At 68.1% G+C, this 20,767-nt stretch carries 19 protein-coding genes; 9 read left to right on the forward strand and 10 right to left on the reverse strand.

Annotation, left to right across the window (positions count from 1 at the left end):
- The first annotated feature begins 48 nt into the window (after positions 1-48).
- Positions 49-945, forward strand: coding sequence for a bifunctional methylenetetrahydrofolate dehydrogenase/methenyltetrahydrofolate cyclohydrolase FolD (folD, locus tag ACIPQB_RS21445; protein WP_446487277.1), 897 nt, complete (start codon positions 49-51; stop codon positions 943-945).
- 98 nt (positions 946-1,043) lie between these two features.
- Here the strand turns inward: folD and ACIPQB_RS21450 are convergent, their stop codons facing one another.
- From ACIPQB_RS21450 to ACIPQB_RS21465, 4 genes are all read right to left on the reverse strand, one after another.
- Positions 1,044-1,886, reverse strand: a complete 843-nt coding sequence (locus ACIPQB_RS21450; protein ID WP_446487278.1) for a class I SAM-dependent methyltransferase — start codon at positions 1,884-1,886, stop codon at positions 1,044-1,046.
- Positions 1,887-2,007: 121 nt separating this feature from the next.
- A complete protein-coding gene (locus ACIPQB_RS21455) occupies positions 2,008-2,490 on the reverse strand; it encodes an Hpt domain-containing protein (protein ID WP_446487279.1) in 483 nt (160 codons plus the stop codon).
- 161 nt (positions 2,491-2,651) lie between these two features.
- Positions 2,652-3,434 (reverse strand): NAD kinase, encoded by a 783-nt coding sequence (locus ACIPQB_RS21460; RefSeq protein ID WP_446487280.1) that lies wholly within the window; start codon positions 3,432-3,434, stop codon positions 2,652-2,654.
- A gap of 55 nt (positions 3,435-3,489) precedes the next feature.
- On the reverse strand, positions 3,490-4,572 hold the full coding sequence (locus ACIPQB_RS21465; protein WP_446487295.1) for a DUF2336 domain-containing protein: 1,083 nt from the start codon (positions 4,570-4,572) through the stop codon (positions 3,490-3,492).
- Positions 4,573-4,764: 192 nt separating this feature from the next.
- Between ACIPQB_RS21465 and glpK the strand changes: the two genes are divergently transcribed.
- Positions 4,765-6,255 carry a glycerol kinase GlpK gene (glpK, locus tag ACIPQB_RS21470; RefSeq protein WP_446487281.1) on the forward strand — a complete coding sequence of 497 codons (1,491 nt, stop codon included), beginning with the start codon at positions 4,765-4,767 and terminating at the stop codon, positions 6,253-6,255.
- Positions 6,252-7,208, forward strand: coding sequence for an SMP-30/gluconolactonase/LRE family protein (locus tag ACIPQB_RS21475; protein ID WP_446487282.1), 957 nt, complete (start codon positions 6,252-6,254; stop codon positions 7,206-7,208). Before glpK ends, ACIPQB_RS21475 begins: the two co-directional genes overlap by 4 nt.
- Positions 7,209-7,210: 2 nt before the next feature.
- On the opposite strand, the gene ACIPQB_RS21480 is transcribed toward ACIPQB_RS21475, so the two are convergent.
- The gene (locus ACIPQB_RS21480; RefSeq protein WP_446487283.1) at positions 7,211-7,672 is read right to left on the reverse strand and encodes a hypothetical protein; all 462 of its coding nucleotides are present in this window, start codon (positions 7,670-7,672) and stop codon (positions 7,211-7,213) included.
- A gap of 59 nt (positions 7,673-7,731) precedes the next feature.
- Between ACIPQB_RS21480 and ACIPQB_RS21485 the strand changes: the two genes are divergently transcribed.
- Positions 7,732-8,217, forward strand: coding sequence for a MarR family winged helix-turn-helix transcriptional regulator (locus tag ACIPQB_RS21485; protein ID WP_446487284.1), 486 nt, complete (start codon positions 7,732-7,734; stop codon positions 8,215-8,217).
- Positions 8,218-8,232: 15 nt separating this feature from the next.
- Here the strand turns inward: ACIPQB_RS21485 and ACIPQB_RS21490 are convergent, their stop codons facing one another.
- Complete coding sequence (locus ACIPQB_RS21490) at positions 8,233-8,910, reverse strand: uracil-DNA glycosylase (RefSeq protein ID WP_446487285.1); 678 nt, start codon at positions 8,908-8,910, stop codon at positions 8,233-8,235.
- 1 nt (position 8,911) lies between these two features.
- Positions 8,912-9,529: a LabA-like NYN domain-containing protein gene (locus ACIPQB_RS21495; RefSeq protein WP_446487286.1), complete on the reverse strand. Its 618-nt coding sequence runs from the start codon at positions 9,527-9,529 to the stop codon at positions 8,912-8,914.
- A gap of 14 nt (positions 9,530-9,543) precedes the next feature.
- Here ACIPQB_RS21495 and folK point away from each other — a divergent pair, with 14 nt between their 5' ends.
- Complete coding sequence (gene folK / locus ACIPQB_RS21500) at positions 9,544-10,062, forward strand: 2-amino-4-hydroxy-6-hydroxymethyldihydropteridine diphosphokinase (RefSeq protein ID WP_446487287.1); 519 nt, start codon at positions 9,544-9,546, stop codon at positions 10,060-10,062.
- A gap of 149 nt (positions 10,063-10,211) precedes the next feature.
- Complete coding sequence (locus ACIPQB_RS21505) at positions 10,212-12,287, forward strand: M13 family metallopeptidase (RefSeq protein ID WP_446487288.1); 2,076 nt, start codon at positions 10,212-10,214, stop codon at positions 12,285-12,287.
- A gap of 45 nt (positions 12,288-12,332) precedes the next feature.
- Here the strand turns inward: ACIPQB_RS21505 and ACIPQB_RS21510 are convergent, their stop codons facing one another.
- Together ACIPQB_RS21510 and ACIPQB_RS21515 are read right to left on the reverse strand one after the other, a co-directional pair.
- Entirely contained in the window at positions 12,333-12,533 is a 201-nt protein-coding gene (locus tag ACIPQB_RS21510; RefSeq protein ID WP_446487289.1) for a helix-turn-helix transcriptional regulator, read from the reverse strand.
- Positions 12,530-12,919: a hypothetical protein gene (locus tag ACIPQB_RS21515; protein WP_446487290.1), complete on the reverse strand. Its 390-nt coding sequence runs from the start codon at positions 12,917-12,919 to the stop codon at positions 12,530-12,532. The genes ACIPQB_RS21510 and ACIPQB_RS21515 overlap by 4 nt, the downstream gene beginning before the upstream one ends.
- A 225-nt stretch (positions 12,920-13,144) precedes the next feature.
- Between ACIPQB_RS21515 and rpoZ the strand changes: the two genes are divergently transcribed.
- The 3 genes from rpoZ (at position 13,145) to ACIPQB_RS21530 (ending at position 16,955) form a co-directional block, all read left to right on the forward strand.
- Positions 13,145-13,504: a DNA-directed RNA polymerase subunit omega gene (gene rpoZ / locus ACIPQB_RS21520; RefSeq protein ID WP_446487291.1), complete on the forward strand. Its 360-nt coding sequence runs from the start codon at positions 13,145-13,147 to the stop codon at positions 13,502-13,504.
- A 173-nt stretch (positions 13,505-13,677) separates the two neighbouring features.
- Complete coding sequence (locus ACIPQB_RS21525; protein WP_446487296.1) at positions 13,678-15,843, forward strand: RelA/SpoT family protein; 2,166 nt, start codon at positions 13,678-13,680, stop codon at positions 15,841-15,843.
- Positions 15,844-15,908: 65 nt separating this feature from the next.
- Entirely contained in the window at positions 15,909-16,955 is a 1,047-nt protein-coding gene (locus tag ACIPQB_RS21530) for an alpha/beta hydrolase (protein ID WP_446487292.1), read from the forward strand.
- A 157-nt stretch (positions 16,956-17,112) separates the two neighbouring features.
- Here ACIPQB_RS21530 and ACIPQB_RS21535 read toward each other — a convergent pair whose 3' ends face one another.
- Positions 17,113-20,115 (reverse strand): TonB-dependent receptor, encoded by a 3,003-nt coding sequence (locus ACIPQB_RS21535; RefSeq protein ID WP_446487297.1) that lies wholly within the window; start codon positions 20,113-20,115, stop codon positions 17,113-17,115.
- Positions 20,116-20,767 lie beyond the last annotated feature (652 nt).

Raw genomic sequence — 20,767 nt, forward strand, 5'->3', positions numbered from 1 at the left:
TGCGCGCCGCCGGGCGAGGGGCTAGGCACGGCCCGACAGGAGACGCCGATGTCGCAAGCCAGAATCATCGACGGCAAGGCCTTCGCGGCCCAGCTTCGCGAGCAGATCGCCGCCGAGGTGGCGCGCCTGAAGGCCGAGCACGGCCTGACCCCGGGCCTGGCCGTGGTGTTGGTGGGCGAGGACCCCGCCAGCCAGGTCTATGTGCGCAGCAAGGGCGAGCAGACCCTGGCGGCCGGCATGCATTCGGAAACTCACCGCCTGCCGGCCGACACCAGCCAGGCCGAGCTGCTGTCGCTGGTCGAGCGCCTGAACGACGACGGCAACATCCACGGCGTGCTGGTGCAGTTCCCGGTCCCCGACCATCTCAGCCAGGCGGCCATCGTCGCGGCGATCTCGCCCGACAAGGACGTCGACGGCCTGACGGTGACCAACGCCGGCCGCCTGGCCAGCGGCCTGCCGGCCCTGACCTCCTGCACCCCCGCCGGCTGCATGGCGCTGCTCCGCGACGTGGTCGGCGACCTGACTGGCAAGCGGGCGGTGGTGATCGGCCGCTCGAACCTGATGGGCAAGCCGATGGCCCAGCTGCTGCTGGCCGCCGACTGCACGGTGACCATCGCCCACTCGCGCTCCCAGGACCTGCCGGCCATCTGCCGCGAGGCCGACATCCTGGTGGCGGCCGTCGGCCGGGCCGAGATGGTCAAGGGCGACTGGATCAAGCCGGGGGCGACGGTGATCGACGTCGGCATCACCCGCTTCCCGGCCCGCGATCCGGTGGCCGCGGCGGCGGGCAAGACCCGCCTGGTCGGCGACGTCGCCTTCGACGAGGCCGTGGCCGTGGCCGGGGCGATCACCCCGGTGCCGGGCGGGGTTGGGCCGATGACCATCGCCATGCTGCTGGCCAACACCGTCAGCGCCGCCAAGCGCCTGAACGGAATCGCTGATTAGAGCATCGTGCGGAAAAGTGGACGCCGGTTTTCCGCAAGAACGATGCGAAAACAAAAAGCTAGAGCCGGTCGCGTGAGTCTCGTATCGCGCGACCGGCTCTAGGGCGTTCGCGCCAGCACCACGTGGCCGCCGCGTTCGGGGATCGGCCGGCCGGCGTTCGGCCAGAAGCGGGCGGCCAGGGCCGGAGGGCCGAAGTCCTCGACCTCCGTGAAGCCCAGTTCGGTCAGCAGGGCGTGGAGGACCGGCGGCTCGAAATAGCTCAGCCAGGGCTCGCCCAAGGCGGCGACCCGATCGGCCCGCGCCTCGTGGGCGATGCGGGCGTCTTCCGACAGGGTGGCGGGCGGATCGGCGTAGTCGAACGCCGCCTCCGCTCCGCCGCGCAGGCCGCCGATCGTCGCCAGCGTCGCGCGCACGGCCTCCGGCGTCAGATAGGGCGCGACCCCCAGCCACATGAAGAAGGTCCGCCGGTCCGGGTCCAGGCCCGCCGCCGTCAGGCCGTCCAGCAAGGCGTGGCGTTCGAAGTCCACCGGAGCGTAGACCACCTCGTCGGGCACGGCGATTGCGGCCTCGGCCAGGCGTCGGCGCTTCCAGGCCTGGGTGGCGGGATGATCCACCTCGAAGACCCGCAACCGGCCAGCCAGCGGATTGCGATAGGCGAAGGTGTCGAGCCCGGCGCCGAGCACCACCAGTTGTTCGACGCCGCGCAGTTCGACGCCGCTCAGCAGCGCGGTCTCGGCCAGCCGGGCGCGGGCGGCGATGAACGCCCGCATGCCGCGCCCGGCCGGATGGGCCTGGGCGTCGCGCGCCACGGTCTCGGCGTCCTGGCCGAGAATCGGCAGGGCCAGCGGATCGGTGAAGATCAGGCCGCGTTCGAGCACCTGGTGCGCCGCCCGATGCGTCGCGGCCATCCAGGCGGTGCGGCTGGGTTCCTTCTCAAGCATGGCGAGCCCCTCGACCTTTGGCGATCGACATAGGAAGGCGGCCGCCGATCGGCGAGGCGAGGGGCAAAAGAAAAGCCCCGGCGAGCGGGGCTTTTCAGATCCAAAGAGGGTCGGCGGGGTTTCAGCCTGCCAGGTACTGCGCCACGCGGCCTTCCAGCTCGACGGCCAGCACCTTGCCGACCGGGTGGGTGTCGACCTTGATGCCGTCACGGACGCAGGCCTTGATGGCGTCGATGTGGGCGTCGACTAGGAACATCGGGGCCGACAGGCGGGTGGCGGGCTCGTCGATCAGCCGGCACAGCGAGGCGGCCAGGCGGGTGATCAGCGGAAAGTCATAGGTGGCGCCCAGGCCCTTCAGGTCATGGGCGCGCAGATATAGGGTCTCGACTGTCTCGGCCGTCAGTCCCTCGGCGCGGACCTCCTGGCGGGCGGCCTCCAGCTTGACGATCTCGTCATTCAGCCACTCGGCGAAGTTGCCCGACAGGCTCTTGAGCGCGGCCTCGGCCTTGGCGATCGCAGCCATGTCGATGCCGCCCCGGCCACCGACCTTGAGCTTGAGCATGTTCGGCACCTGTATTACTTCCGCGGCGGACTTGTTGGTCACGGACGCCTCCCGAAGCGGCAATTGACGTGAAATGTAAAATCCAAGGCGTTAACATTCGATGAGACGCACGTTTTACCTGGAACGTACCTGCGCCTTACCTTCGACGGCGTCCTGACCCCATCTCGCGATCGTCCCGACCAGTATCCGTTCCAGGCGAAACCCTAGGCGGAGAACTGTTCGGTCAGGACTCGCTCTTCCAGACTGCGGCCGGCGTCGAAGAGCATTGAGAGGCTCGCACTGCTGTCCTCGGCGATATGCACTTCGACGACGTCGCGAACCTCGAAATTATCGGCCACGGCGCTGACTGGTCTTTTATCGCACTCCAGAACCTCGAACGTCACCCGCGCCGTCTGCGGCAAAAGCGCGCCACGCCAGCGGCGCGGGCGGAAGGCGCTGATCGGGGTCAGGGCCAGGACCTGGGCGCCGATCGGGATGATCGGCCCGTGGGCGGAAAGGTTGTAGGCGGTCGAGCCGGCCGGAGTGGCCAGCAGCACGCCGTCGCAGACCAGCTCGCCCATCCGCACCTTGCCGTCGATGCTGATGCGCAATTTGGCGGTCTGGCGGGTCTGGCGCAGCAGCGAGACTTCGTTGATGGCCAAGGCCCGGTGCTGCTTGCGGTTGGAATCGATGGCGACCATGGCCAGCGGATGAATCACGGCCCGCTCGGCGGCGTTGATCCGCGCCAGCAGGTCGTCCTCGCTGTACTCGTTCATCAGGAAACCGACCGAGCCGCGGTTCATGCCGTAGATCGGGGTCTGGCGCTGCAGGGTGTCGTGCAGGGTCTCCAGCATGAAGCCGTCGCCGCCCAGCGCGACGATCACCTGCGCGGATTCGTCGCCGACGTCGCCATAGCGGGCGACCAGCCGCTCGCGCGCCTCCTGGGCCTCGGGGCGATCACTGGCCTTGAAGGCCAGGCGAGTCACGAAGGGCAGGGGCTGGAACATTTCGCCAAGAGGCTCGATCGCCGCGCGGTTGTCAAACCTGGGCGGTGGGCGGGGTTCAGGCCGCGCTGACCGCCTGGCGGAAGGCCATGGCGGCGATGTCGGGCGAGAACGGGCCGAAGGCTCCGCTGGCCTTGCGCGCCGCCTCGGCCCCGCCGCCCGGCCGGCCGCCGTTCAGCTGGCGGACATGCTCAAGGATGGTCGGAAAGACGCTGCGGTCGATGCCGACGGCCGAGCAGGCCAGGGCCAGCAGTTCGGGACGGTTGCTGTCGACCGCCCGCCGCACCTGGCGGACGTCGAAGCGGCCCAGGCGGGCCAGGGCGAACAGGAACAGCGGCAGCCGGCGCTCGCGCAGCACCCGCAGCAGGTAGCCCGGGCGCAGCTGGCCGGCGGCGTCGAGCTTCTCGACCAGGGCCGCCTCCATCTCCTCCCGATCCTCGACCTGTTCCAGGCTCGGCGAATCCCCGGACGAACCGCGGTGGGCGGCGCGCAGCGAAGCCTCGACGGCGGCGGCCATCTTGTCGGGATCCAGCTGGAAGCGGTCGACCAGGGCGTCACGCAGGGCGCGGCCGACCCACAGATAGAGCTGCTCGGCCAGGTCGGACGACAGGTCGGGATGGCGGGCCAGGGGCGAGCGCAGGGCGACGACCTCGCGGGCCCGGTCGACCAGGCGCCGCAGGCCGTCCGGCGGGATCTGGGCGGTGGGATTGCCGGCCAGGGCGGTCAGCACGGCCGACTCGTTCTTGGCCAGGATCGCCTCGACCACGGCGGGCGAGAGGTCCGGGCGGCGGGCGATCTCGATCTGGTGCTCAAGCGTGGCCTGGACCAACAGGCGGATCAGGTCGTGGTCCCGCAGCACCGGGCTGCGGGCGATGACCGGCCGGGCGATCTCGATCTCGTCCAGGGCCAGGATGTTGACCAGGGCCGGCGGGGCCCAGGCCGCGTCGGCCAGGCGCTCGGCCAGGCGGGCGCGGATGTCGCGCTCGGCCTCGACCACCAGGGCCATGAAGATGGAGTCCAGCAGCACCTGGATCTCGGGCGCGGCGGGACGGCCGCGGGCCTGGCTGGCGTCGCACAGGTCGATGATGCCGGCGAGCAGGTGCTCGCGGTCGGCCGGCTCGCGGCTGCGGGCCAGGGACAGAAGCTGCGCGGTCTGGGCGGCCTGGCTCACCAGACTCCTCGAATTTCAAGCTCTACCAAGACGACCTTGGCCGCTCCGGATGAAAACATGCTTAAACGTGCGACGCCACGCAACGTTAGAGCATAGCGGCGCGATGCCGCATAACCAGGGCGGGAATCGCCGCCGGACCGTGAAGCAGGGAGACCGACACGCATGGGCCAACCTCTGATCCTCGCGCTCGATCAGGGCACCACCAGCACCCGGGCCATCCTGTTCCAGACCGACGGCAAGCCGGTGTGCGACGCCAGCCGGCCGCTGCGCCAGAGCTATCCCCGCGACGGCTGGGTCGAGCACGACGCCGAGGAGATCTACGCCGCCTGCGTGGGCGTGCTGCGCGACACGGTCGAAAAATGCGATCGCGACGCCGCCGACATCGCCGCCCTGGGGATCACCAACCAGCGCGAGACGGTGGTGGTTTGGGATAAGGCCACCGGCCGCCCGATCCATCCGGCCATCGTCTGGCAGGACCGGCGCACGGCCGAGGTCTGCGAGCGCCTGCGGGGCGAAGGCCACGAGGCCGCCGTCACCGCCGCCACCGGCCTGCTGCTCGACCCCTATTTCTCGGCCACCAAGATCGCCTGGATCCTCGACAATGTCGCTGGGGCGCGGCGGCGCGCCGAGGCGGGCGAGCTGCTGTGCGGCACCATCGACTGCTGGGTCATCTGGAGGCTGACTGGAAAAAGCGTCCACGCCACCGACGCCACCAACGCCTCGCGCACCCTGCTGTTCGACATCCAGGCCCAGGCCTGGTCCGAGCCGATGCTGGCCCTGTTCGGCGTGCCCCGCGCCCTGCTGCCCACCGTGCTGGACTGCGCGGGGGACTATGGCGAGGTCACTCCCGACATCCTGGGCCGGCCGCTGCCGATCCGCGGCGTGGCCGGCGACCAGCAGGCGGCGCTGATGGGGCAGGGCTGCGTCCGTCCCGGCGAGATGAAGGTCACCTACGGCACCGGCGGCTTCATGTTGGTCAATACCGGCGACAAGCGCCCGCATTCCGCCTCGCGCCTGCTGACCACGGTGGCGGCGCGGGTCGGCGGGCGGACGACCTACGCCCTTGAGGGCTCGATCTTCGTGGCCGGGGCGGCGATCCAGTGGCTGAACGAGGGGCTGGGCGTCACCGGCGGCCCGCGCGGGGCCGAGGCCCTGGCCCGCACGGCGCGCGGCGACCACGGGGTGGTGGTGGTGCCGGCCTTCACCGGCCTGGGCGCGCCCTGGTGGGACGCCGAGGCGCGCGGCGCGGTGTTCGGCCTGACCCGCGACGCCGGCTTGGCCGAGATCGCCCAGGCCACCTTCGACTCCTGCGTCTTTCAGGGCCGCGACCTGATCGAGGCCATGCGGGCCGACGCCCCCTCGGCCTTCGAGGACGCCGCCCTGCGCATCGACGGCGGCATGGCCAGGAGCGCCTGGTTCAGCCAGCGCCTGGCCGACCTGACCGGCATCCCCGTGCATCGGGCCAGCTACCAGGAGACGACGGCCCTGGGCGCGGCGCTGTTCGCGGGGGTGGGCGCGGGGCTCTACGCCTCGATCGAGGACGCGGCGCTGGCGCGGCCGGAGGCGGAGGTGCTGACGCCAGCGGTCAGCGTCAACGTGCGCGAGGAGGCCTATGCCAGATGGCTGGACGTGCTGCCGAGGGTGCGATCGTGAGCGGAGAATACCCCGCAGTCGGCCGGATCTACCGTCTTTCTCCCAAGCTCGACGCCGTCGTCGCTCCGGACGCGCAGATCCAGCAGCTGGCCGACGGCTTCATCTGGACCGAAGGCCCGGTCTGGGTCCGCGACGGCGGCTACCTGGTGTTCTCCGACGTGCCGGGCAACGTCATGTACCGCTGGAGCGAAGCCGACGGCGCCAGCGAGGTCCTGAACCCCTCGGGCTACGACGGTCCGCCCACCGACGCCTTCGCCGAACCGGGCCAGAACGGCATGGCGCTGGACGCCGCCGGCGACCTGCTGGTCTGCGACCATGGCAACCGCGCCCTGGCCAGGATCGACCTCAAGACCCGCAAGAAGACGTTCGTGATCGACCGCTACCAGGGCAAGCGGTTCAACAGCCCCAACGACCTGGCCGTGGCGGCGACGGGGGCGATCTATTTCACCGACCCCACCTATGGCCTGAAGGGCCGCAACGCCTCGCCGCTGCGCGAGCTGGACTTCAACGGCGTCTATCGCCTGGCGCCGGACGGGACGCTGGACCTGCTGGACGCCGACCTGACCTTCCCGAACGGGATCGCCCTGTCGCCGGACCAGAGCCGGCTCTATGTCTCGGTCTCGGATCCCGACGACCCCAAGCTGGTGGTCTATGACCTGGGTCCGGACGGTTTGCCCACGGCCAAGGCGATGTTCTTCGACCCCAGGCCGCTGCGCGAGGCCGGCGGGCTGGGCCTGCCGGACGGCCTGTGCCTGGATACGGACGGGCGGCTCTACGCCACCGGCCCGGGCGGGGTGCTGGTGCTGACGCCGGACGCCGAGCTGATCGGGGTGATCGAGACGGGCACGGCCATCGCCAACTGCGCGTTCGGCGAGGACGGCCGCACCCTGTTCCTGGCCTCGAACCACACCCTGGCGCGGCTGCGGCTGAAGACGACGGGGCTGGTGTGGTGAGGTCAGGCCGTCAGCAGGGCGATGATCGCCAGGCACAGCGACACGGCGGCGGCTAGGTCCAGCAGCAGTCGCCAGCCGCTGGCGCGGACCCAGGCCATGGCGCGGGCATGCAGGTCGGCGTCGAAATCGCCGGCCTTCTCGAACGCTATCGCGCGCGGAATGAAATAGGCGAACGACCAGGCCCGCATCGCCACATGGGCGGCCAGGGCCGCCAGCAACCATTGGCGCGCGTCGAGACGGGGCCAGGCGGCCCACAGCGACGCGCCCAGCAGGGCCTCGAAGGTGAAGTGCGCCGGCATCCAGAACCGCTTGCGATTGATGCCGCCTCGGCTGGGTTGGACCAGGGCGGGATTGTCGGGCCACAACCGGTCGATCAGCGTGGTCTCGTAGACGCCGCCGCCCAGGCTGCCGGCGACCAGGATCAAGGCGGCGAAGGTCGTGACGACGGCGATGTCCATGCCCATTGGTCGGTTCCTCGGATGTGTGTATCTTAGTTGTCGGATATCTTAGTGAGTAAGATAATATGACGAAGGCGTCAACGGGCGGCGAGGACGGTCGTCAGGCCTTGTTGTGGCGACTGCAGGCGGCGATGCGCGAAACCAGCGCGCAGGGCGTGCTCATCAGCCAGACGATCGCCGACCGGGCCGGGCTGAACGCCAGCGACCTGGAGTGCCTGGACCTGATGCAGTTGCACGGCCCTCGCACGGCGGGCGAACTGGCCAGGGCCACGGGCCTGACCAGCGGCGCGATCACCGGCCTGATCGACCGGCTGGAACGCGCCGGCTACGTCGCGCGCGAAAGCGATCCCGCCGATCGCCGCCGCGTGGTGGTGCGGGCGAAGCCCGAGAGCCTGACCGCCCTGAACGCGCTGTACGCCCCGCTGCAGGCCGCCAGCGAGAACTTGAACGCCGGCTATTCGGACGAGGACCTGGCGCTGATCGCCGCGTTCATGGAGCGCAACATCGCCATGGCGCGCGACTTCATCGCGGGCCTGAAGGCCGCGCCCTAAGCAAGCCGCGATGCCCTAAGGATTGGCGTCCAGATACGCCTTCACGCGCCCGAACAGCTCTTCGAACATCGGCGTCGTCAGCCGTCCGGTGTTCGTGTTCAGCCGCGAGCAATGATAGCTGTTGAACACCCGGTAGGGCCCAGCCTGGAACTCCGTGCCGTGGCCGGGGAGGCCGGCCGAGGCCTTCAGGCCCAGGGCCTTCAGCAGGTTGCGGCGCGAGACGTCGCCCAGGGTGACGATGGCCTTGAGGTTGGGGAACATCTCGAGCCGGGCGGTCAGGAACGGCCGGCAATTGTTCTCTTCGCTGGTCTCGGGCTTGTTGCCGGGCGGGGCGCAGCGGACGGCGTTGGTCACCGCGCTGCCGATCAGCCTCAGGGAGTCGTCGGGCCGGGCCTCGAACTTGCCCGTCGCGAAGCCGTATTTGATCAGGGTGTCGTAGAGCAGGGTCCCGGCATAGTCGCCGGTGAACGGCCGGCCGGTGCGGTTGGCGCCCTTGCGGCCAGGGGCCAGGCCGACGACCAGCAGTCGCGCCTCATGGTCGCCGAACGACGGGGCGGGGCCGTTGAACCAGTCGGGATAGAGCGCCTGGTTCTCGCGGCGATAGGCGACCAGCCGCGGGCAGCGCGGGCAGTCGCGCGGCGGCTCGGCGGGCGAGGGCACGACCTCGCCGGGGATGTTGGAATGCTGGGCCATCTCAGTAGGCGTCGTCGCCGTCGCGGTCGTCGTGCGCAGCCGCGCCGCGCGCCGGCTCGGTGACGAAGCGGGGCAGGGGATTGGCGCTGCGCTGCGGACGGCCGATGATCGTCCCCAGGTCGGCGAGGTCGACGAAGTTGTCGGCCTGGCGGCGCAGGTCGTCGCTGGTCATCGGCGGCTGGCTCTTCATCGTCGAGACCACGGTGACGCGGCGGCCCTTGCGCTGCACGGCCTCGACCAGGGCCCGGAAGTCGCCGTCGCCGGAGAACAGCACCAGGTGGTCGACCGTGGCGGCCATCTCCAGCATGTCGACGGCGATCTCGATGTCCATGTCGCCGCGCCAGCGCTTGCGGCCCTGGCTGTCGGTGAATTCGCGGGCCGGCTTGGTCACCAGGGTGAAGCCGTTGTAGTCGAGCCAGTCGACCAGCGGCCGGATCGGGGAATACTCCTCGTTCTCGGCGATGGCGGTGTAGTAATAGGCCCGCACCAGCACGCCGCGCTTGCGGAACTCGTCCAGCAGCTTGCGGTAGTCGATGTCGAAGCCCAGGGCCTTGGCGGCGGAATAGAAGTTGGCCCCGTCGATGAACAGGGCCAGGCGCTCGGTCGGATAAAAGGTCACTGGGGCGAAAATCCTTGAAAAATCAGTTCGATCGACAATGGCTGGATCAGGCGGTGGTGGTGGCGCTGGGCTGCAGCCTGGCTGGAGCCTATCCGAGTCGCCAGGCGTTGTTGGCGGCCGCGCTCCAGGCCCTGCCCGACGAGGGGCTGAAGGTGAGGGCCCATTCTTCCTGGTGGAGCTCCGCCGCCTGGCCGGACCCGGCCGCGCCAGCCTATCTCAATGGCGTGGCCCTGGTCGAGACCGCCTTGCCCGCCAAAGACGTCCTGGCGGCGCTGCACCGGATCGAGACGCGCTTCGGCCGGGTCCGCGCCGAGCCCAATGCGCCCCGCACCCTGGACCTCGACCTGATCGCCCACGGCCGCACGGTGCTCGACGGCGAGGTGGTCGCGCCCCACCCCCGCGCCCACCAGCGCCTGTTCGTGATGGGCCCCCTGGCGGAGATCGCCCCGGACTGGCGCCACCCGGTCAACGGCCGGACGGCGGCGGACCTGGCGGCGACGGCGACGGTGGGGACGGACGCCGCGCCGGCCTGACGGGAGGGCGCCGCAGGGCGAGCGCCTATCGCCAGCGTCGTCGACATTGCCAAACTTTAATTCGCGCGCCACGGGCGCCGGTTCGATAGTCCGCCCCAAACGTCGCGCTGAGCGTCGCCCCGCCAGGCGCGCCTTGGGGAATTTCTCGCATGTCCTTCACACGTTCGCTGCTCGCCTGCGTCGCCGCTTGCGCGCTGTTGTCCGCCGCTCCCGCCTTCACCTCGGCCGCCTGGGCGGGCGACAAGAGCGGCGTCGACCAGACCAGCTTCGACAAGACCGTCGCGCCCGGCAACGACTTCTGGGCCTATGCCAACGGCGAATGGGTCAAGGCCCACCCGATCCCGGCCGACCGCAGCAGCTACGGCAAGAGTGCGATGATGGTCGAGGAGGCCGCAAAGCGGACCGTCGACCTGATCCAGGCCGCGGCCCAAAACAAGGGCATGGGGGCCGGCGGCGCGGGCGACGGCCAGAAGGTCGGCGACTACTACGCCAGCTACATGGACGAGGCGGCGATCGAGGCCAAGGGGATCACGCCGCTGAAGGCGGACCTGTCCCGCATCGCCGCGATCAAGGACAAGAAGACCCTGGCCGCCGTGCTGGGCGGCAATGTCCGCGCCGACGTCGACGCCCTCAATGCGACGGACTTCTACACTGACAACGTCCTGGGCCTGTGGGTCTCACCGTCGTTCGACGACACCAGCAAATATGCGCCGTTCCTGCTGCAGGGCGGCCTGGGGATGCCCGACCGGCAATACTATGTCGGCGACAGCGCCTCCATGCGGGAGGCGCGCGCCAAGTACGTGGCCCATGTCGCCAAGATCCTGACCCTCGGCGGCGTGGCCGACGCCGAGGCCAAGGCCGCCAGGATCATGGCCCTGGAAACCCGGATCGCCCAGGCCTCGGGCACGCGGGCCGACAGCGCCGACGTCCAGAAGGCCAACAACAGCTGGACCCCGGCCGACTTCGCCGCCAAGGCCCCGGGCCTGGACTGGAAGACCTTCTTCACGGCCGCGGGCCTGGCCGACCAGCCGCGCTTCATCGTCTGGCATCCGACCATGGTCGTGGGCCTGGGCAAGGTCGCCGACGAGGAAAGCCTGGAGACCTGGAAGGACTACCTGACCTTCCACCTGCTGGACCACTACAGCAACCTGCTGCCCAAGGCCTTCGTCGACGAGCGCTTCGCCTTCTACGGCGCGGCCCTGCAGGGCACGCCGCAGCTGTCGGCCCGCTGGAAGCGCGGCGTCAACTCGACCAACGCCGTGCTCGGCGAGGCGGTCGGCCAGCTCTATGTCGACAAGTATTTCCCGGCCCAGTCCAAGGCCGAGGTCTCGGCCATGGTCGAGAGCATGAAGGCCGCCTTCGAAAAACGCATCGACAGCCTGGATTGGATGGCCCCCGAGACCAAGACCGAGGCCCATCGCAAGGTCGAGGTGCTGAAGGTCGGCGTCGGCTATCCCGACAAGTGGCGCGACTATTCGGGCCTGACGATCGTGCGCGGCGACGCCCTGGGCAACGTCCAGCGCTCGGAGGCCTTCGATTACGCGACCGCCAAGGCCAAGCTGGGCAAGGCGGTGGATCGCGGCGAGTGGGTCATGACGCCCCAGACGGTCAACGCCGTGAACCTGCCGATGCTCAACGGCCTGAACTTCCCGGCCGCCATCCTGCAGGCCCCCAACTTCGACTCCAGCTATGACGCCGCCGCCAATTACGGGGCGATCGGGGCGACCATCGGCCATGAGATCAGCCACAGCTTCGACGACCAGGGCGCGCAGTTCGACAGCCAGGGCCGCCTGCGCAACTGGTGGACGCCCGCCGATTTCGACCATTTCCAGAAGGCCGGCGCGGCCCTGGCCCTGCAGTTCGACGGCTACAAGCCGTTCCCCGACCTGGCGGTGAACGGCAAGCAGACCCTCAGCGAGAACATCGCCGACGTCGCCGGCCTGGCGGCGGCGCTGGACGCCTATCACGCCTCGCTGGGCGGCAAGCCGGCCCCGGTGATCGACGGGTTGAGCGGCGACCAGCGGTTCTTCCTGGCCTATGCCCAGAGCTGGCTGACCTATTCGCGCCCCGCCGCCCTGCGCCAGGCCCTGGTCACCGACGGCCACGCCCCGGCCCAGTACCGGGCCCTGACGGTGCGCAACCTCGACGCCTGGTACGCCGCCTTCAACATCAAGCCGGGCGATGCTCTCTACCTGCCGCCGGAGCAGCGGGTGAAGGTCTGGTAGTCATTATCGACGTCGGGGAGGGCGGTCCGACCGCTCTCCCCGACACTACTTGGCGTGCGGGTTGGGAAAGATCTCCTCGATCGTCAGGCCGAACGCGCTCGCGATCCGGAAGGCCAGATCGAGCGACGGGTCGTGCCGCTCGGTTTCCAGCGCGTTGACGGCGTAGCGCGACACGCCCACCGCCTGGCTGAGCTGTTCCTGGGTCCAGCCGCGCTCGGCCCGCAATACCTTGAGACGGCTTTTCATGCGCGGGTGTCCCGGATCAATGGGGTCGCGATCCCGAACAGGCCCCAGAATAACGGATAGATCAGCCAGGCCGGCAGGCGGGGGAGGCCGATGAACTCCATCACGCTCCAGGCTGTAGCGAGGGTGATCGCGCCGGCGGCCGCAACGACCATTCGTTTCAGCGTCAGGGCGCGGACAAACTCGTCCTGAGCCGCGATCAATCTGTAGGCGGCGCGGAACTGCAAAGCCACCGTGACGGCGGGGACGAGCGCCAGCGTGATCAGCACGGGGAGCGGCCAACCGTAGGCCCGTCCGGCCGTCACGCCCATCACGCAGGCCAGGAACAGTATCCATGCGGCGATGGCGCCAAGCGTATAGCGCCAATTGGTCGGCCAGGTCGGATTCATGTTGGGTGCTCACATCATTGAGTTGGGTTCTCCTAACATTGGTATGGATGTTAGGTCAACCCAACATCGAGCGCGGAGCGGCGCGCGCAGGGAAGTCTGGACTTCTCAAGCCAAACCCGGCATAAGCGCCCCCTCGCGAAAGCCGGGACTCTGCCGATGCGGCGTTGTGTAACGCCGCCCAAGACCCTATTTTGCGATAACCAAGGCTCATAGCCCGAGGAATTCATGGCCCGCGTCACCGTCGAAGATTGCGTCGAGAAGGTTCCCAACCGCTTCGCTCTGGTCCTGCTGTCCGCCCACCGGGCGCGCGGCATCTCGGCCGGCGCGTCGCTGCTCGTCGACCGCGACAACGACAAGAACCCCGTCGTCGCCCTGCGCGAGATCGCCGACGACGTCATCGACCACGAGGGCCTCAAGGAACAGCTGATCACCACGCTCCAGCGCGTCGATGAGCACACCGAAGCCGAGGAAGAGGCCGAAACCCTCGCCCTGCTGGCCGATCCCTCCCACATGCAGATGAGCGAGCTGGAGCTGGTTCGCGCCCTGCAGAGCGACCGCGACGGCGGCCAGGAGGAGCGGTACTGAGCCCCGACGGCGCAGACCCTCTCATTCTCGAAGCGGCGCCCGCCGCCGCTACGCCCGAACACGCGTCCGACTCGCCCTCTCCGGAGGGGGATTCGGGCGCGTCTTCGTCTGAAAAGCCCGGCGAGCCGGCCCCGGCTCCGACCGCTGTTCCTCCCAAGCCCCGCCAGAAGTTCCTGCGCCAGTACGAGCTGATCGAGCGCGTCCACGCCTACGACCCGACCGCCGACGAGGCCCTGCTGAACCGGGCCTATGTCTACGCCATGCGGATGCACGGCAGCCAGACCCGGGCCAGCGGCGATCCCTACTACGCCCACCCGATCGAGGTGGCCGGCATCCTCACCGAATACCGCCTCGACACCGCCACCATCGTCACGGCCCTGCTGCATGACGTGATCGAGGACACCCCGGTCACCAAGGCGGAGATCGAAAAGCTGTTCGGCGAGGAGATCGCCGAGCTGGTCGAGGGCGTCACCAAGCTGTCGAAGCTGGAGCTGCAGGCCGAGCACGCCCGCCAGGCCGAGAACCTGCGCAAGTTCATCCTGGCCATCTCCAAGGACGTCCGCGTCCTGCTGGTCAAGCTGGCCGACCGTCTGCACAACATGCGGACGCTGCACTTCATCAAGAGCCAGGCCAAGCGCGAGCGCATCGCCAGGGAGACGCGCGACATCTATGCGCCCCTGGCCCGCAACATCGGCTGCCACCGCATCTGCACCGAGCTGGAGGAGCTCAGCTTCGAGCACACCAATCCGGTGGCCCGCAACGCGATCATCCGGCGGCTGGACACCCTGCGGGCCGAGCAGGGCGGGGCGGTGGCCCTGGTCAGCCAGGAGATCGCCGCGCGGCTGGAATCGGCGGGGGTGCCGGCCCGGGTGTTCGGCCGCGAGAAGTCGCCCTATTCGATCTGGCGCAAGCTGCAGCGCAAGTCGATCGGCTTCTCGCAGATGTCCGACATCTACGCCTTCCGGGTGATCGTCGACAGCGAGGAGGACTGTTACCGCTCGCTGGGCGTCGTCCATCGCGCCTGGTCCAGCGTGCCCGACCGCTTCAAGGACTTCATCTCGACCCCCAAGCGCAACAACTACCGCTCGCTGCACACCACGGTGGTGGGGCCGCGCGGCATGCGCATCGAGATGCAGATCCGCACCGAGGCCATGGACCGGGTCAACGAGGAGGGCGTGGCCGCCCACTTCCGCTACAAGGACGCCTCCTACGGCCTCGACCTGGAAGGCATGGAGGCGGCCGGCGGCCGCGATGCCCTGGCCAACCTGCGCCAGCTGGTCCAGGTGCTCGAGCACGGCGGCGACGCCGAGGAGCTGGTCGAGCACGCCAAGCTGGAGATGTTCCTCGATCAGGTGTTCGTCTTCACCCCCAAGGGCAAGCTGGTCAGCCTGCCGCGGGGCGCCATGCCGCTGGACTTCGCCTATGCGGTCCACACCAGCGTCGGCGACACCTGCATCGGGGTGAAGATCAATGGCGAGCTGAAGCCGCTGCGGACCCTGCTCAACAACGGCGACGTGGTCGAGGTGATCCGCGGCTCCAAGCCGGTGGTGCCGCCGGACTGGCGGTCGCTGACGGTGACCGGCCGCGCCCGCTCGGCCATCCGTCGCCACATCCGCCAGACCGAGAAGGAAGAGTTCCTGCGCCTGGGCCGCGCCTCGGTCGAGCAGGTGTTCGAACGGGCCGGCAAGAAGCTGAGGGACGTGTCGCTGCGGCCGATCCTCGAACGCTACGCCCTCGACACCGAGGAGGCCCTGTTCGACGCCGTCGGCCGTGGCCGGGTCTCGCCGAGCCAGGTGCTGGAGACCGCCTTCCCGGGCATGAAGGACACCGACGTGGCCGTGGCCACCGCCCGGCGCAAGATCGACGGCGGCACGGCCGCGCGGCTCTATGTCCGCGGCGGCGGCCTGACCCCGGGCGTCTCGCTGCACTTCGCCCACTGCTGCAGCCCGGTGCCGGGCGACCGCATCGTCGGCATCCTGCGCGAGGACGGGGCGGGGCTCGACGTCCACACCATCGACTGTCCCAAGCTGGCCGAATACGAGGATCGCGAGGACCTCTGGCGCGACCTCAACTGGACGGCCGAGGCCGAGCGCGAGACGGTGTCCCTGGCCCGCCTGCACGCCACAATCGGCAATGCGCCGGGCGTGCTGGGCCAGGTCTGCACGATCATCGGCGAAGCCGGCGGCAACATCGTCAACCTGCGCATGCACCATCGCCAGAGCGACTTCTTCGACGTCGACATCGATGTCGAGGTGCGCGACGCCAAGCACCTGACCAACATTTCGGCGGCGCTACGCACCTGCCCGACGGTCGAGACGGTGGACCGGACGCGGGGCTAGGCCGGCTTGTCGCTCTCGCGCGGAGGGCGCATTGTCCCGGGCGCACAGCTGTCGAGGGAGCCAAGATGGTCGCCGTCCGGGTCTATTTCGCGACCAACAGGAACGCCCAGCCCGAGAACAAGAAGCTGGTCTTCGGCTCGCGCTTCAATCCCGACGGCGTCGCGGCCCTGCGCTTCGGCCATGTCGACTTTCCCGAAGGGGCCGAGACCCTGCAGGCGGGCTCGGTGTTCGTCTATCCCGACATCAAGGGCGAGACCGACGTCACCAAGACCGGCGGCGGGGCCTTCCTCGACGACCTGCGCAAGCGGATGACCGGCGACGGCTGCGACACCCTGGTGTTCATCCACGGCTTCAATGTCAGCTTCAACGGCGCCCTGGAGGCCGGGGCGCGGCTGGCCCGCGACGTGCGCATCCGGGCCTCGGCGGCCGATCCGGGCCGGCCGGTCAATGTCGTGGTGTTCAGCTGGCCGTCGGACGGGGCGGCGGTGCCGCTGATGTCCTATTACAGCGATCGCGAGGACGCCCGGGCCTCGGGGCCGGCCCTGGCGCGGGCCTTCCTGAAGCTGCGCGACTTCCTGCTCAGGATCCAGGTCGAGGACCGCTGCGACCGCAGCATCCACCTGCTGGCTCACAGCATGGGGGCCTATGTGCTGCGCCAGGGCCTGCAGGCGACGATCGCCAAGGCCCCCGACAGCCTGACCCGGGCCTTCGGCCAGGTCCTGCTGGCCGCTCCCGACGAGGACGACGACACCTTCGAACGCGAAGACAAGCTCAAGCTGCTGCCGCGCATCGGCCGGCAGGTGACGGTCTATTTCAACCCCGCCGACCGCGCCCTGACGATCTCGGACAAGACCAAGGCCAATCCCGACCGGCTGGGCTCGGACGGCCCGCGCATGGTCGACCTGCTGCCCAAGAAGGTGGTGCTGGTCGACTGTCGCAACGTCGCCCGCCACGCCGATCCCACGGTCCAGCACAGCTATTTCGCCCACAGCCGCGCCATGGCCTTCGACATTGGGTCGGTGCTGGCCGGGATCGAGGCCGAGGCGATCGGCAACCGCGACTACGTCCTGGCGCTGCGGGCCTGGCGGCTGATCAAGGAGCTGGAGGGGTGATGCCAACGGGTCTTGAGTTTGCCCCGCTTCCCCTTCTTCCGCCGTCAGCTGGTCAAGGGGAGGAGCACCCGTCTTCCACGCGACGTCCCGTTGGAAAAAAAGAGGCTGGCCCCCGCGAGAACGGGGACCAGCCAGGGGACTGTACAAGGCGTGAAGATCAGAACGTGGCGCGCGCCGTCAGGGTGTAGGTGCGGCCGTCAAAGTCGACCCAGCGCGACACCCGGTGGTCGTTCTCGTATTCGAAGCGGACCGCGTTGGTGAGGTTGTAGGCGTCCAGCGACAGGGTGAGCTGATCGTTCACGTTGTAGGACGCCGACAGGTCGAGCTGGCCGCGCGGCTTCACCGAACGCGCCCCGCCGGTATAGGTGCCGTTGGCGTTCAGCGGGTAGTCGGAACGGTAGTTGTAGACCATGCGCACGCCGTATTTCGGCGTCTCGTAATAGCCGATCACGTTGACATTGTGCTTGGAGATGCCGGGGAACGGGGCGATCGCCGGGCTCTTCGAGGTAGTGTAGGCGTAGTTGAAGCTGCCGCCGAAGTTCTTCCAGAAGCCCGGCAGGAAGTCGAGGTTCTGCTGGATGTTGAACTCGACGCCCTCGACGGTGGTCTTGCTGTCGAGGTTATAGGCGCCGCCGGCGTTGACGTGGACCTGCTTGCTGGCGCTGCTCAGGCTGGTGGCGTTGCAATAGGTGCCGTCCCACGACAGGGCGCCGAAGCCCCAGCTTGAGCCGTCTGAGGGACACAGCAGGGCCGGATCCGAGGTCGAGGCGATGCGGCCGGTGATGTCCTTGCGGAAATATGCCAGCGAGATCAGACCGTTGGGACGGTTGTACCATTCCAGCGACAGGTCGAACGACTCGGCCATGTAGGGCCTGAGCTTGTTGTTGCCGATCTCGACCGAGACGTCATAGACGCTGACTGAGCCCGAGCTCAGGCTGGTGTTGAGGATCTGGGCCGGGTTGATCTTGGTGGCCGGCGAATACTGGCGCGGGTGCGGACGGACATAGGTCTTGTAGTACGCGCCGCGCAGGACCAGGTCGTCGGTGACGTCGGCCACGAAGATCGCCGACGGCAGGAAGAAGTGGTACTTGTTTTTGTACTGGTCGGTGGCGAAGTCGTTCGGCGAGCCGATCGAGTCCGTGGGCGGCGTCTTGCGGTCCAGCACGGTGATGGTGTTGTCGGTGTCTTCGTAGCGTCCGCCGAAGTTGCCGCGCACGCCGTGGCCGAAAATCTGAGTGTCGTACTTCGCCTGGATATAGAACTGATTGATATCGTTCTGGTTGGTGAAGTTCTTGTCGTAATAGCTGCTGTCGGCGTACTGGATATTGAAGCCGGTGGGCGACAGACCGCCGCCCGGATAGACGGCGACGGGCTGGATGGCGTCCAGGAACTGGTGGATGTCCAGGACCTGCCAGTTGCGGCTGTAGCCGTCGACCGAGCCGCCCATGAAGTCCTTCACGAACGGGGCGGTGATCATCATGCCGGGCGTGATGTTGGCCAGCTTGGCGCCGTAGCCGAAGACCCGATAGCCCTTGGAGACGTACTTTTCGCGCTCGAGGCGCACGCCGGCCTGTATGCTCTTGATCGGGCCCAGCGAGACGAAGCGCTCGACGTCGAAGGCGGCGCTGTTCAAGTCATTCTTGGCGTAGCTTTCCGAGCCCTCGATCGAAATGGCGTTGGTCGAGTTGGCGGACGTGCCGTTGTTGTAGAACGAGGTAGGATCGTTGGCGCCGCCCCAGGTCCAGGTCACGCCGTTGGCGGCGCCGCCGATGCTGTTCTGCGGCGTGGGCGAGGTCGTGTATTTGAAGCCGCCGATGTCGTCCAGGCCCGTCGTGATCGCGCCGGAGACGCCGTTGCCGCCGGCCCGGGTGTAGTTGTTGACGTCGACCTCGGTCTCGACCGAGGCGTTGGAGCCCGATGACAGGGTCAAGGCCCCGGCGAAGCGCCAGTCGTCGTTGCTCCAGTCGATATTGCCGATCAGGCCGTCCGACTTCTGGTGTTGCGAATAGCGGCGCGTGGAGGACAGGGCGTTGATGTTGTTGAACGTATAGCCCTCGTAGAGATAGCGGCCGTCATTGATCTGCAGCGGCGAGCCCGTCGGGGCGATCACCGTGCCCGCGCCGGGGGTGGTGGACGGCGCCACATAGTTGATCATGAAGTACTGGACGGTGTCGGGCAGGTTTCGGTCGGTCGAGAAGCCGATCAGGCCGATCTTGGTGTTGTCGTTCGGCTTCCATTCGACGCCCGCCGAGCCCGACCAGACCTTGCCGACATTCATGCGGGTGTATTGGCGGATGGCGGTGTTGGCCCAGACGCCGTTCTTCCCCTTGGAGCCGGTGTCGCTGGTGACATAGGCCGCTGCGGTGTCCGGCGACATCTCCAGGGCTTGGCTCAGCGAGCGGCAGTATGAGGTCGCGCTCAGGGCGCAGGTTGTCGGCGAAAAGTACTGGCCGTAGGTGCTGTTGAACTGGGTGGGCGAGAGGCCCGTCATCGCCGCGGTCAGATAGTTGTAGTTATTCAGACGGATCGTATCGCGGCGGAAGTTTTCCTTCTTGTAGGCGATCGTCCCGAACACCGCGAGGTCGTCCGTCAGGTGCTTGTTGTAGCCGACGGTGGCGGCCGGAGCGTTCAGGTCGCCCAGGGTGTTGTGCTCGTAGGACGCCTTCAGAAAGCCGCCGTCCTTGCGTGACAGGGCCGAGGCGATCTGCATGTCGACATTGCCGCTGAGGCCGCCGGACACGGTGTTGGCCATCGGCGACTTGGCGATCACGAAGGCCGAGAAGATGTCGGAATTGAACGCGCCCAGCGGCGAGCCCTGGTTGTCGCGCAACAGGGCCGGACCGGCGAACGACTGGCCGTTCAGCGTCGTGCGGGCGTATTCGCCCGGCATGCCGCGAAGATTGATGGTGGCGTCGCGGCCCTCGGCCTCGCGATTGATTTGGACGCCCGGGATGCGTTGCAGCGCCTCCCCGACGTTGAGGTCCGGAAAACGGCCCAGGCCGTCCGACGAAATGCCGTCGGTGATTTCGACGGCGTTCTTCTTGGCCCGGACCGCGTTGGCGTAACTCTGTTTGAAGCCGGTGACGACGACCGCGTCGAGCGTGTCGCTCGGATTCGCGGCGGCGTCCTGCGCGACCGCCAGACTTGGCAGCCCGGCCATGACGGTGGCCGACAACAGCACGGCTCTCAAGGCGCCGCTCCGACGATTGATGAAGCTCACGATTCCCTCCTCATGCGCTGAGCCGTCCTCGACGGCGCCCCTTATTGGCCTGACCTCTTTGCGTTCCCCGCGGGCCGGTGAATGTTGATTTCCCATATAAATATCTTTTTGGGAATGAAAAATATATGTTTTGGCCGAGGAGTTTCGGTATGTATTTGTTTCAAAAGGAGTTTTTCAACATACAAAAATGGCACAGAAATTACACTCGCTCTGTGGTTGGAAGCAAAGTTCTAATGACCAAAAGTGGCCAGGCCAAAAATTGTCCGAGGTTGTGCTACTGACGCGCTTGACATCCGACGCCGCCACACAAAACCGGACCGGGAGATCATTTCGGCTCAGGCCGACGTCATCCGCCGCATGTTCCGCGAATAGGTCAGCAGCAGGAGCCCGGGCCAGATCGCCGTCGGCCTCAACCGACGGGGTGACCGCGCCCCAAGGCGGCTCGGGTATCCTTCAGAACGGGCTCTAGCAGGCTGTTGAAGAAGTCTGTAGCGGCGCGGGACTCGGCATGATTCACTCTTTTGGGCGGGAGCTCTGGAGGGGTGGATGCGCGGGTCGGACGAGCGGACGGGGTCGCTGTTCTCGTATGTGA

The organism is Caulobacter sp. LARHSG274, assembly GCF_052871235.1.